Genomic DNA, 11,534 nt, shown 5'->3' with positions numbered 1-11,534 from the left:
GGACTGCTGTGGCAGGCAATGCAACTAGTTCGGGGACGCCGACCCCTTCGGCCAGTCCGTCGCCCGGTCCCACGCCGGCGCCCTCGGCGAGTCCTTCGCCGAGCCCGTCGCCCAGTCCTTCGCCGAGCCCTTCGCCGAGCCCGGCTCCGAGCCCTTCGGCCAGCCCGTCGCCGAGTCCTTCGCCCTCGCCTTCGGGCAGCCCGGCGCCCGGCGCGTCGGGCGGCGACCCGCAGGGCCAGGCGTCTTCGGCCGACACGGCGCCGTTCATGCTGGACCAGCCGCTTCCGTGGCCGTTCGGCGTGGTCAACATCGCCCCCATCGTCAGCAAGGTGCAGACGAACGTCAGCGCCAGCGACCTGGTGGCGGCCTTCGGCAAGCAGGACGTCCAGGTCGAGCTCGACACGCTCAAGACGTTCGCCGGGAAGGTGGAAGCCCTGCTCGCCGCGATGGAGGGCTCGGCGGCCGCGCCGTACAAGCTCCAGGAGCAGAAGGTCAGCCAGGGCAGCTTCGTCAACGGGGCGGATGCCGGGAAGTTCCCGGAGGCAGTGGCTCTGAACACGGCCTACAGCAAGGTGCACGAGCAGCTCGTCAAGCTCCACAAGGACTTCGTGTCCCAGATCGAGCAGATGACGACGGCGGTGGCCAAGACGGCCAACTCGTACGCGAGCAACGAGGACGAGACGACGGCCGCCCAGAACGCGGTGGCGAAGGACGCGGGCGTCACCTCGCCGTCCACGGGATCGAGCGGAACGGCACCGAAGTCCAAGGACATGAACTTCTGACAGCGGTGCGGGGAGAGACCAACGGGGAGACGGGGAGCAAACTATGGCAGGAACAACAGACTTCGGCGACATCGACCACGCCGTGCTCAAGGGAATGGTCGACGGCGCGAAGCCGGCGGAGGTGCTGAAACGAGCCGGTCAGCTTCAGGATGCCGGTCGCGTCCTGTCGGAGCTCAGCACGGCCCTTCAGGCGCACCTGGGCAAGGTCACCTGGGAAGGGCCGGCGGCCGAGAACTTCAAGACGTGGGTCGGCAACCTGTACAAGTCCGCGGCGATCATTTCCCAGCACGCCACGACCGCCGGCAGCGCGATGAACCAGGCAGGCGAGGCGCTCAGCACCGCCCGGTCCGCGGTGCCGAAGCCGCCGGAGACCGAGATCCAGACGATCAACAGGCACAGCAGCCAGTCGACCCTGCTCAACGTCCCCCAGCTTGCCGTCGGCCAGACCGTCGACGACTACATGAAGACCGTGAACCCCAAGTGGGTGACGACGGCGGAGTTCAATCAGGCCAAGGCGAAGGTCGAGAAGGAGCACCAGGAGGCCATTCTCCAGATGGAGAAGCTGGCCCAGGCGTACAGTGCGGCAACCACGACGCTGAACGGGATCGACGACAACGTGTCGCTGCCGGGGACACCGGGTGCTGACAGCAACAAGGGTGATTCCCCGGACTATCCGGGCAGCGGTGGTGGCAGTGGCGGCTCTGGAGGTGTCGTCCGCACCCCGCGTACGGGCGGCGGAAGTGTCGGTGACAGCTCCCGCCCCTCCGGTGGGGGCGGCTACGGCGGCGGCACGGTCCTGCCCCGCGACCCGGGAGCGGGCGGCCCCGGCCCGGGCAACCCGGGCAACACCCCGCCCCCGCCGCACGGTGGCGGGGGGCAGCTGCCGCCTGCCCCGCAGGACCCGGGGACCCCGTCCCCGCCGTCGTACCCGTCGGAGCCGGTGAACCGCCCGGGCACCGACCTCAACAGCCTGCCGCCCGCGCCGACCCTGCCGACGCAGACCGGCCCGTACGGCCCCGGTGGCGGCCAGCTGCCGACGGACGGACCGACCACCCTGCCCGGCTACCCGGGCGGGCCGGGCGGCTCGAACAACGGACCCGGCATCCCCGGCGGCGGACCGGTCACCGGCATCCCCGGCGGAACGGGCGGCGGCACGGTCCCGGGCAAGGGCGGCGGCAGCGGGTACTTCTCCGGCAAGGGCGGCGGCCAGATCCAGCCGCGCACGAGCCCGTTCGGCGGTGGCCAGGCGCAGGGGAAGGGCGGTTCCCCGGGCCTGCCCAGCGGGACGGTCTTCGGTGCCCGCGAGGCGGGGCCGGCCGGCGGCCGGGTCGGTGGGCCCGGCGCCATGGGCGGCATGCACCCCGGGATGGGCGGCGCCCACGGCGGTGCGGTCGGTGCCGGCGGCGGTTCGCGTGGTCGGGGCCTGACCTCGACACCCGGCGGTACGGTCGGCGGCCGCAAGGGCCCGACGGCCGGCGGGGAGTTCACACCGGGAGGCACCGGCCTGCGCAACCGTGCGGCGGGTGCTGGTGAGACCGGCCCCCAGAGCAGGCAGAACGGCATGATGGCGCCCGGAACGGCGGGTCACGGCAGCCGGAAGGAGCGCGACCGCCGCAAGCGGGCCGACTACCTGCACGAGGACGAGGAGACCTGGACCAGCGGTACGCCGCACAGCAACCCGGACGTGATTGAGTAGGACGGCGACGACTGCCCGGCCACGGGGCAACCCCGGTGGCCGGGCAGTCACGTTCAGGGCACTGGTCTTGCCGACGGGGACATTGACGAGGAGCTGTGATGGGGCGGACGACGTCGGGAGTACGCGGTCGGGGGTTTGCTGCGGCTTTCCTGGCCGGAGGGATCCTGGCAGGTCCAGCGGTACTGCCGGCGGCTGCAGCGGATTCGATCCGTGCGGATCAATGGCATCTGGACGCCATGCACGCGTCTGAGATGTGGCAAGTCTCCAAAGGCCGGGGCATCACGGTTGCGGTAGTCGACGGTGGCTTCAAGCTGGACCACCCGGATCTGGCGGGGCAGTTCCTACCAGGGCAGGACTTCAGCGGGAGCCCGGGTGGGGTCGGGTCCTACGGTGATCCCCACGGCACTCTGATGGCTGGTCTCATCGCGGGCACCGGAAAGGCCAACGGGGGTAAGGGTGCGTACGGGCTGGCACCAGAGGTCAAGATCCTGCCTCTGAAGATCAACAATGGCTCGGCGGGGAGTCTCGTCTCGGCCGACTTCCTGGATCAGGTCGGGAAGGCAGTCACCTATGCTGTCGACCAAGGTGCCAAGGTCATCAGCATCTCCCAAGGAATGAACTCTGTCACCGCCACCCAAGAGAATGTAGCCAAGCTGAATCGCATTCTTGCGTCTGCGCGGGCGAGGGGCTCGTTGGTCTTCGCAGCAGCGGGGAACGAGGCGCAGTCAGGGAACCCGATCGACTATCCCGGGGCTCTCCCCAATGTTGTCGGCGTCGGTGCGGTTGACCGCAATGGAGCCGTGACATCGGAATCCTCTTTCGGGCCTCAGGTGGCGCTTGTCGCTCCCGGGATGGACACGATCGGAGCCTGTACGACCCCGTCCGGGTATTGCAAGGGCCACGGGACATCGGATGCGACGGCATTGGCTTCCGCTTCGGCGGCGTTGATCTGGTCGGTTCATCCGGATTGGTCTCCGAACCAGATTCTGCGGGTCCTCATCAACACGGCGAGCAGGCCGAACGGCGGAACGGTCCGCACGGATGACGCTGGTTGGGGTGCGGTGCGGCCGCGTGTCGCATTGACGGATCCGGGGGATCCGGGTCCGGCGGGCGTGTCGCCGCTTCCGGCTGATGTCGCTGAGCCGTCGGCGGCTCCGCAGCCGTCTGGAAGTGCGGCTGCTCCTGCGTCGGCCGTGCCGGTCCCGGCGGAGAGCCCGACGGAGGTGGCTGCCGGTGGGCCGTCGGCGGAGCCGAAGGCGGAGAAGTCGTCGGGTTCGAGCAGCGCGTTGCCGATCGTGGGTGGTGTGGCGGTCGGGCTGGTGGCGGTGGTCGGTGTGGTGGTCGCCGTGCTGCGGCGGCGGAAGTCGGTCGTGCAGCCGGCGCCGGTTCCGGCGCAGCAGCCGTTCGGGGCGGCGCCGCCCGCCCCGCCGTCGTACCAGCCGCCGGTGCCGCCGGAGGACAACCCGTACGCGAGGTAGTCGACGTTGGCGGGAGAGAGCGGAATGTGGGTCCGTCGGCTTGTGGCGCTTGGGGCGGTGAGCCTGTTTGCCGTGGCGACCACGGTGACGCCGGCTGTTGCCGACGGATCGATCCGTGCGAACCAGTGGCATCTCGATGCCATGCATGCCCCGGAGATGTGGAAAATTTCCAAGGGGGACAACGTCACCGTTGCCGTCATCGATGGCGGCTTCAAACTGGATCACCCGGATCTGGTCGGCCAGTACCTTCAGGGCAAGGATTTCAGCGGAAGCCCGGGCGGGGTCGGGGCCTATGCGAACGGCCACGGTACCCAGATGGCCAGCCTCATCGCGGGCACCGGGAAGTCCGACGGGGGCAAGGGGGCCTACGGTCTTGCCCCTGGCGCCAAGATCCTCCCGCTGAAGATCGCCAACGGATCCGAGCGGGGTGTGGTCACGGCCGAATTCCTGGACCAGATCGGGCAGGCCGTCACCTATGCGGTCGAGCAGGGCGCCAAGGTCATCAACATCTCGCAGGGAACTGCCGCAGTCACGACTTCCTCAGCTGATCTGGAGAAGCTGAACAGGACCCTGGCATGGGCCCGGGCCAAGGGCTCACTGGTGGTCTCCAGCGTCGGAAACTCCGGAAACGACGGGAACATCGTCGAGTACCCGGGAGCCCTGCCCAATGTCGTCGGGGTGGGGGCCTCGGACCGGAACGGTACGGTCACTGCCGAGTCCGAGCGTGGGCCGCAGGTTGCCCTTGTCGCCCCGGGTATGGACATGATCGAGGCCTGCACCGGTCCTACCGGGTACTGCACGAGTCATGGAACGTCGGACGCGACGGCCCTGGTATCGGCATCTGCGGCTCTCGTATGGTCGGTGCACCCGGACTGGACGGCGAATCAGGTCCTGCGCGTCCTCATCAATACGGCAGGGAAGCCGAATGACGGGTCAGGCCGCAACGACATCGTCGGCTACGGAGCAGTACGGCCTCGAGTCGCGCTGACGGATCCGGGGGATCCCGGTCCGGCGGGCGTGTCGCCGCTGCCGGCCGATGCGGTGGCACCGTCGGCGGCTCCGTCGAGTGCGCCGGGTCCCGCGTCGGCCGTGCCGGTCCCGGTGGAGAGCCCGACGGAGGTGGCTGCCGGTGGGCCGTCGGCGGAGCCGAAGGCGGAGAAGTCGTCGGGTTCGAGCAGCACGTTGCCGATCGTGGGTGGTGTGGCGGTCGGGCTGGTGGCGGTGGTCGGTGTGGTGGTCGCCGTGCTGAGGCGGCGGAAGCCGGTCGTGCAGCCCGCGCCGGTTCCGGCGCAGCAGCCGTTCGGGGCGGCGCCGCCCGCCCCGCCGTCGTACCAGCCGCCGGTGCCGCCGGAGGACAACCCGTACGCGAGGTAGTGCGTGCGTCGGCCGAGGTGAGGGCGCCGGGGGAGGACCCCGGCGCCCTCGTGCGTGGTGGGGGCGCGGGGTGGCGGGGGTGCGCCGGAGTCACTCGGGTGGAGGCTGGTGGGGCCGGTGGCCGGGTGGCGAGGGTGGTGGTATGGATGCGGAGGGTGCTTGGCGGGACGGGCAGGACGGGCAGGGCGGCCAGGTCGGGCAGGTGCGGCGGGCGGCGGCCGCGGCGCTGATCGGGACGGCGATCGAGTTCTACGACTTCTTCATCTACGGGACGGCGGCCGCGTTGGTGTTCGGGCCGGTGTTCTTCCCCGGGTTGGGCGCGGTGGGGGCGCTGTTGGCGGCGTTCTCGGTGTACGCGGTGGCGTTCCTGGCCCGGCCGGTGGGGGCGGTGGTGTTCGGGCACTTCGGGGACCGGGTGGGGCGGAAGGTGACGCTGGTGGTGTCGCTGCTGCTGATGGGGTTGGCGACGGCGGCGGTGGGGTTGCTGCCGGGGTACGGGGTGTGGGGGTGGTGGGCGCCGGCGGTGCTGGTGGTGCTGCGGGTGTGTCAGGGCGTCGGGTTGGGCGGGGAGTGGGGCGGGGCGGCGCTGCTGATCGCGGAGAGCGCGCCGGCCGGGCGGCGGGGGCGGTACGGGGGGTTCCTGCAGCTGGGGCCGACGATCGGGTTCGTGCTGGCGAACGGGGTGTTCCTGGCGCTGCAACTCGGCCTGGACGACGGGGCGTTCCGGTCGTGGGGGTGGCGGGTGCCGTTCCTGGGCTCGTTCGTCATGGTCGCGGTGGGGCTGTTCGTGCGGCTGCGGGTCGAGGAGTCGCCGCTGTTCCGGACGGCGGAGCACCGGGAGCGGCTGCCGGTGCTGGAGGTGCTGCGCGGGCACTGGCGTTCGGTGCTGGCGGGCTGCGGGGCGATCACCGTCGGGTACGCGCTGTTCTACCTGACCACGACGTACGCGCTGGCGTACGCGACGACCGGGCTCGGGGTGGCGAGCACGCTGGTGCTGTCGATGCTGCTGGTGGGGGCGGCGGGGATGGCGGCGACGGTGTGGCTGAGTGCCTCGTGCAGTGACCGCTGGGGACGGCGGCGGGTCCTGGGATGGGCGACGGGGTTGGCCGCACTCTGGTCGCTGGTGCTGTTCCCGCTGTTGGAGACGGTGCGCCGGCCGCTGATGTTCCTCGCGCTGGCGGGGGCGATGGTGGTGCTGGGCGCCGTGTTCGGACCGTTGGCGGCGTTCCTGCCGGAGCTGTTCCCGACCAGGGTGCGCTACACGGGTGCGGCGCTGACGTACAACCTGGGCGGGGTGGTCGGCGGGGCGACGACGCCGCTGGTCGCGACCCGGCTGACCGGGGCGTACGGGACGGCCCAGCCGGTGGGCTGGTACCTGGCGCTGCTGGGCGTGCTGGCCCTGGGGTGCCTGCGGGCGCTGCCGGAGAACACCGGTGCGGCGCTCGGCTCGCCGACCGGCCGAACGGACGGCGCAACGGACCGGACGACGGAAGGCGGAGGCCGCCGGCCGCCCCGGCTGGGGACGGATCCGGCGGCCTGAGGCGCGGAGCTCAGCCCGCGAGGGCGGCGCGGCCGGCCAGCAGGACGGCGGTGTGCCGGGCGACGCGCTCGCCGAGGTGTTCGGCGGTGGCGATGTCGGCCTTGTGGACGCCCTCCGGGCCGGCGTCGACCGGGGAGGAGGCGGCGGCGCCGGAGAAGAAGCCGAGCCGGTTGAGGTCGTTCTCGGAGCTGGTGGTGGAGTTCCAGCCGGGCTTGAGGCCGAGGTTGACCCAGGTCATGCCGTGCTGGGCGGCGAGGGTCTGGAAGAAGCCGAGGGTGGCGGCCTTGTCGCCGCTCTTGGAGCCGGAGTTGGTGAAGCCGGCCGCGACCTTGTCCTTCCAGGCGTCGGTGAACCAGCGCTTGCTGGTGGCCTCGGCGAAGGTGTGGAAGGCGCCGGAGGCGGTGCCCATGTAGGTGGGGGAGCCGAAGACGATCGCGTCGGCGGCGTCCAGCCGGGCCCACTGCTCCTCGGTGATGGTGTCGACGGCGATCGTGACGACCTCGGCACCCGCGGCGGCGGCGCCACGGGCGACGGCCTCGGCGAGCACGGCGGTGTGGCCGTAGCCGGAGTGGTAGGCGAGGGCGACGGTGGGACGGACGGCGGTCATGCGGAGCTCCAGGGGACGGGCGCGGGCCGGGGAGGCCGACGGGCAGGCACGGGGACGGGACGGGGCGGGCGCACCGCGGTGGCCGCGCCCCTGTCCCGAGCGGTTTCGAATATAGACCAGGTCTCCATTGGTTACCAAGGGCGCATCGGAGACCGGCCGGGCTACCCTGGATGCATGACGACGGAGCGAGCGGCCGGGGCGGCCCGGAGCGGACGGCCCGCGCAGGCGGGCGCGCAGGACGGGCGCGCCGCCCTGGACGTGCGGGAAGGCGGCCGGGACGGGCAGGCGTACGACGTGTTCGCGCGGCTCTGCCCCAGCCGGGAGCTGTTCGCCGAGCTGGCGGACAAGTGGTCGATGCTGATCCTGACGAGCCTGCACCTCTCCGGACCGCAGCGCTTCTCCGAGCTCCAGCGCGGGGTCGGCGGGGTCAGCCGCAAGATGCTCACCCAGTCGCTGCGCGGCCTGGAGCGCAGCGGACTGGTGCTGCGGACGGTCTTCCCGGAGACACCGCCGCGGGTGGTCTACGACCTGCTGCCGCTCGGCCGCGAGCTGGCCGGGCTGCTCGAACCGGTCGGCCGGTGGACGGAGCGCCGGGCCGGGCGGATGCTGGCGGCCCGGGAGGAGTTCGACGCCGCACAGGGCGCCCCCGCGACCCCCGCGGCCCCCGCCGCGCGGGCCGCGGACGACGCGCACACCGCGCACGACGAGGGCTGAAGCCCGATTTCCCTTCCGGCCCCGGAGCCGTGTAATGTCTTCCTTGTTCGAGCGGCCGGGAGAAACACCGGCAAGCGAGCAAGCCCCTATAGCTCAGTCGGTAGAGCGTCTCCATGGTAAGGAGAAGGTCTGCGGTTCGATTCCGCATGGGGGCTCCACTGATGGACCCTCGCCTCGCGGCGGGGGTCTTTCGCGTTTGCGGGGCCCTTCGCGTTTGCGGGGCCTCTCGCGTCCCCCGGCCGGTTCCGCGCCCCGGCACGCCACGGCCTAGCGGGTCGGGTACGGAATGCGCTGTGATGGTGCGTCATCGGCCGCCCGCCCGAGGGGTGCGGGCGCGAGCCGGACCCCGACGGGGAGGATGTCATGGGTGTTCGGCTCGTCGTGGTGGACGACCACCGGCTGCTGGCCGAGGCGCTGGCCACCGCGCTCCAGCTGCGCGGACACCGGGTGCTCGCGGTCGGTTCCCCGGCGGGCGTCGCCGCCGACCTGGTGGTCGGCCGGCGCCCCGAGGTGTGCCTGCTGGGGGTGGCCGCGCCGGGGGATCCGGGTGCTTTCGACGGGCTGCGCCGGATCCGCCGGGAGCGCCCCGAGGTGGCCGTGATCGTGCTCGGACCGGTGGGTGAACTCCGGGGTGTGGCAGGGGCGTTCGCAGCCGGAGCGGCGGGGTACGTGCCCAGCGACGAGCGGATCGAGGTGGTCGAGCGGGCCATCGGACGGGCACGCGCGGGCGAGGCCGCGGTGGCGGTGGACATCCTGCGCGGGGCCTTCGACCAACTGCTGCGCCCGGCGGCCGAACCGGACGACGAGGCGGTGCGGCTGCTGCGGCTGCTGACCCGTCGTGAGGTGCAGGTGCTGGCCAGGATCGCGGACGGCGAGGACACCGCGGCGATCGCGGCCGGGATGCGGATCGCGGCCAGCACCGCCCGGACGCACGTCCAGCGGGTGCTGATGAAGCTCGGCGCGCGGACCAGGCTGGAGGCGGCCGCGGTGGCGGCGCGCACCGGCCTGCTGGAGCGGATGGCCGGCGGCTGAGGAGTCGGTGGGAAGGCGGTGGGCGGCCCCGCGCATGGTGCGGAGCACTCGGCCGGGGTTGGGAGAATGGCCCCCGGTCGTACGCATTCCGTCGACGGCTTCCGCCCGACCGGGCGGACCGTCGTTCGCTGGAGGTCGCAAACATGAGTAAGTACCTGGTCACCGGTGGCGCCGGCTACGTCGGCAGCGTGGTCGCCGCCCACCTCCTGGAGGCGGGGCACCGGGTGACCGTCCTGGACGACCTCTCCACCGGCTTCCGCGAGGGCGTCCCGGCCGGTGCCGACTTCGTCGAGGGCCGGATCCAGGAGGCCGACAAGGTGCTGGACGGCTCCTTCGACGGCGTGCTGCACTTCGCCGCCTCCTCGCAGGTCGGCGAGTCGGTCGCGGACCCGGAGAAGTACTGGCGCAACAACGTGGCCGGCTCGCTGGAGCTGATCAGTGCGATGCGCGCGGCGGGCGTGCGCACGCTGGTGTTCTCCTCCACCGCCGCGACCTACGGCGAGCCGGAGGCGGTGCCGATCGCCGAGACGGCCCGTACCGCGCCGACCAACACCTACGGTGCCACCAAGCTCGCCGTGGACCACCTGATCACCAGTGAGGCCGTCGCCCACGGCCTGGCCGCCGTCTCGCTGCGCTACTTCAACGTGGCCGGGGCGTACGGCTCCTACGGCGAGCGGCACGACCCCGAGTCGCACCTGATCCCGCTGGTCTTCCAGGCCGCGCTGGGCCGGCGCCCGCACATCGCCGTGTACGGCGACGACTACCCGACGCCGGACGGCACCTGCATCCGCGACTACATCCACGTCGCCGACCTGGCCGAGGCGCACCTGCTGGCGCTGGACGCGGCGAAGCCGGGCGAGCACCTGATCTGCAACCTGGGCAACGGCAGCGGCTTCTCGGTGCGCGAGGTGATCGAGTCGGTCAAGCGCGTCACCGGCCGGGAGATCCCGGTGCAGGTCGCGGGCCGCCGGGCGGGCGATCCGGCGGTGCTGGTGGCCTCGGCCGCCCGTGCCCACGAGGCGCTGGGCTGGACCCCGCGCCGTCCGAACCTGGACGAGATCGTCGCCGACGCCTGGACGTTCACCCTGGCGAAGAACGGTCGGTGAACGGGGGGCCGACCGCCCAAGTCCGGCCACTCGAGCACCTCCTGACGAAACTTCACCGAATCGCCACGAGCGCGTTTCCCGCCCCGTAGGCTGAGTGCGGTACCGGTGGGGGCCGGCGCCCATTCGGCCTCACCGGCCGCCGGTGGGCGGGCGGAACGGCGGGTCCGCAACGCGGATGCCGGGCCGGTCCCCGCTCCCGGGCTCGGGCGGCGTGAGCAGGGGGAGGGACGATGGCGCGGATTCGCGTCCTGGTGGTCGACGACCACCGGATCTTCGCCGAGGCACTGGCCGCGGCGCTGGCCGCCGAGCCGGACGTGGAGGTGGGTGCGGCCGGCAGTGCGGCCGCCGCCGAACGGGCCTTGGAGCGTGCGGCCGGCGAGGGCCGGGCCTACGACGTGGCGCTGATCGACGCCGATCTCGGCGTCGAAGGGGCGGCGGCGGCCGGACCGCCCGGCGGACCGGGAGCGCCGGCGGTCGGCCTCGGGCCCGCCCGCCGCAGCCCCGGCGCGGAGCACGGCGACGAGGCCCGGCGCGGCCGCGCCGCCCCGCCCCTGCCGCAGCCGCGCAGGCCGGCCCCGCCGCCCGGGGCGCCGGTGCCGAACGGGTTTCCGCCCGGCGCCCGGGCCGCGGTGGACCCGCTGCGGGGCGACCAGCTCAGACCCGCCGCTCCGCCGCCCGACGGCATCACCCTGCTCGGACGGCTCCGGCGCGCCCACCCCGGGCTGCGCGCCGTCGTGCTGGCCGCTGCCGACGACCCGCACCGCGCGGCCCGCGCCCTGCACGCGGGCGCCACCGGCTGGGTGGCCAAGGAGAGCTCGCTGGCCCGGCTGCTCGCGGTGGTCCGGGGCGTGCTGCGGGACGAGACCCACCTGCCGCCCGCGCTGCTCACCGGGGTGATCCGCGAGCTCACCACCGCCCGGCGGGACCGCACCGAGAGCGAGCGGCTGGTGGACACGCTGACCCCTCGGGAGAAGCAGATCCTGCGCTGCATGGTCGCCGGCCTCGGCCGGCAGGCCGTCGCGGAGCGGCTCTACCTGTCGCCGCACACCGTCCGGACGCACATGCAGAACGTGCTGGGCAAGCTCGGGGTGCACTCCACGCTGGCGGCCGTGGCGGTCGCCCGCCGGGCCGGGGTCAGCCCCGCCGAGCCGACCGCGCCGCCGTCGGTGGTCGGCACCGCCGAACGGCCCTGAGCCGGGCGGGAG

10 protein-coding genes and 1 tRNA gene are annotated in these 11,534 nt (G+C 72.8%); 10 read left to right on the top strand and 1 reads right to left on the bottom strand.

The window, feature by feature from the left end:
• Positions 1 to 266: 266 nt before the first annotated feature.
• The 5 genes from ACH5AR_RS24955 (at position 267) to ACH5AR_RS24935 (ending at position 6,870) form a co-directional block, all read left to right on the top strand.
• Positions 267 to 782 carry a hypothetical protein gene (locus ACH5AR_RS24955; protein ID WP_396303718.1) on the top strand — a complete coding sequence of 172 codons (516 nt, stop codon included), beginning with the start codon at positions 267 to 269 and terminating at the stop codon, positions 780 to 782.
• A 43-nt stretch (positions 783 to 825) separates the two neighbouring features.
• Positions 826 to 2,478: a WXG100 family type VII secretion target gene (locus ACH5AR_RS24950; RefSeq protein WP_396303717.1), complete on the top strand. Its 1,653-nt coding sequence runs from the start codon at positions 826 to 828 to the stop codon at positions 2,476 to 2,478.
• A 98-nt stretch (positions 2,479 to 2,576) separates the two neighbouring features.
• A complete protein-coding gene (locus ACH5AR_RS24945; protein WP_396303716.1) occupies positions 2,577 to 3,956 on the top strand; it encodes a S8 family serine peptidase in 1,380 nt (459 codons plus the stop codon).
• A 72-nt stretch (positions 3,957 to 4,028) separates the two neighbouring features.
• A complete protein-coding gene (gene mycP, locus ACH5AR_RS24940) occupies positions 4,029 to 5,330 on the top strand; it encodes a type VII secretion-associated serine protease mycosin (protein WP_396303715.1) in 1,302 nt (433 codons plus the stop codon).
• A gap of 142 nt (positions 5,331 to 5,472) precedes the next feature.
• The gene (locus ACH5AR_RS24935) at positions 5,473 to 6,870 is read left to right on the top strand and encodes an MFS transporter (RefSeq protein WP_396303714.1); all 1,398 of its coding nucleotides are present in this window, start codon (positions 5,473 to 5,475) and stop codon (positions 6,868 to 6,870) included.
• A gap of 10 nt (positions 6,871 to 6,880) precedes the next feature.
• On the opposite strand, the gene ACH5AR_RS24930 is transcribed toward ACH5AR_RS24935, so the two are convergent.
• A complete protein-coding gene (locus ACH5AR_RS24930; protein WP_396303713.1) occupies positions 6,881 to 7,477 on the bottom strand; it encodes a flavodoxin family protein in 597 nt (198 codons plus the stop codon).
• A 174-nt stretch (positions 7,478 to 7,651) separates the two neighbouring features.
• Here ACH5AR_RS24930 and ACH5AR_RS24925 point away from each other — a divergent pair, with 174 nt between their 5' ends.
• The 5 genes from ACH5AR_RS24925 (at position 7,652) to ACH5AR_RS24905 (ending at position 11,522) form a co-directional block, all read left to right on the top strand.
• The gene (locus ACH5AR_RS24925; protein WP_396303712.1) at positions 7,652 to 8,191 is read left to right on the top strand and encodes a winged helix-turn-helix transcriptional regulator; all 540 of its coding nucleotides are present in this window, start codon (positions 7,652 to 7,654) and stop codon (positions 8,189 to 8,191) included.
• 82 nt (positions 8,192 to 8,273) lie between these two features.
• Positions 8,274 to 8,349, top strand: a tRNA-Thr gene (locus ACH5AR_RS24920).
• 205 nt (positions 8,350 to 8,554) lie between these two features.
• Positions 8,555 to 9,223 carry a LuxR C-terminal-related transcriptional regulator gene (locus tag ACH5AR_RS24915; protein ID WP_396303711.1) on the top strand — a complete coding sequence of 223 codons (669 nt, stop codon included), beginning with the start codon at positions 8,555 to 8,557 and terminating at the stop codon, positions 9,221 to 9,223.
• Between the two features lie 143 nt (positions 9,224 to 9,366).
• Positions 9,367 to 10,329 (top strand): UDP-glucose 4-epimerase GalE, encoded by a 963-nt coding sequence (gene galE, locus ACH5AR_RS24910; RefSeq protein ID WP_396303710.1) that lies wholly within the window; start codon positions 9,367 to 9,369, stop codon positions 10,327 to 10,329.
• A 230-nt stretch (positions 10,330 to 10,559) separates the two neighbouring features.
• Positions 10,560 to 11,522, top strand: coding sequence for a LuxR C-terminal-related transcriptional regulator (locus ACH5AR_RS24905; RefSeq protein WP_396303709.1), 963 nt, complete (start codon positions 10,560 to 10,562; stop codon positions 11,520 to 11,522).
• Positions 11,523 to 11,534: the final 12 nt, after the last annotated feature.

The sequence above is a fragment of the Kitasatospora sp. NPDC018619 genome, from assembly GCF_044391605.1.
GTDB lineage: Bacteria > Actinomycetota > Actinomycetes > Streptomycetales > Streptomycetaceae > Kitasatospora.
This window is presented reverse-complemented; position numbering and strand designations above follow the sequence as displayed.

Excerpts from the sequence above, each read along its gene's own strand:
- ACH5AR_RS24930 (WP_396303713.1), bottom strand. The coding sequence starts at position 7,477 with ATGACCGCCGTCCGTCCCACCGTCGCCCTCGCCTACCACTCCGGCTAC.
- ACH5AR_RS24950 (WP_396303717.1), top strand. The coding sequence starts at position 826 with ATGGCAGGAACAACAGACTTCGGCGACATCGACCACGCCGTGCTCAAG.
- ACH5AR_RS24955 (WP_396303718.1), top strand. The coding sequence starts at position 267 with ATGCTGGACCAGCCGCTTCCGTGGCCGTTCGGCGTGGTCAACATCGCC.
- ACH5AR_RS24935 (WP_396303714.1), top strand. The coding sequence starts at position 5,473 with ATGGATGCGGAGGGTGCTTGGCGGGACGGGCAGGACGGGCAGGGCGGC.
- ACH5AR_RS24945 (WP_396303716.1), top strand. The coding sequence starts at position 2,577 with ATGGGGCGGACGACGTCGGGAGTACGCGGTCGGGGGTTTGCTGCGGCT.
- ACH5AR_RS24915 (WP_396303711.1), top strand. The coding sequence starts at position 8,555 with ATGGGTGTTCGGCTCGTCGTGGTGGACGACCACCGGCTGCTGGCCGAG.
- ACH5AR_RS24905 (WP_396303709.1), top strand. The coding sequence starts at position 10,560 with ATGGCGCGGATTCGCGTCCTGGTGGTCGACGACCACCGGATCTTCGCC.
- ACH5AR_RS24925 (WP_396303712.1), top strand. The coding sequence starts at position 7,652 with ATGACGACGGAGCGAGCGGCCGGGGCGGCCCGGAGCGGACGGCCCGCG.
- galE (WP_396303710.1), top strand. The coding sequence starts at position 9,367 with ATGAGTAAGTACCTGGTCACCGGTGGCGCCGGCTACGTCGGCAGCGTG.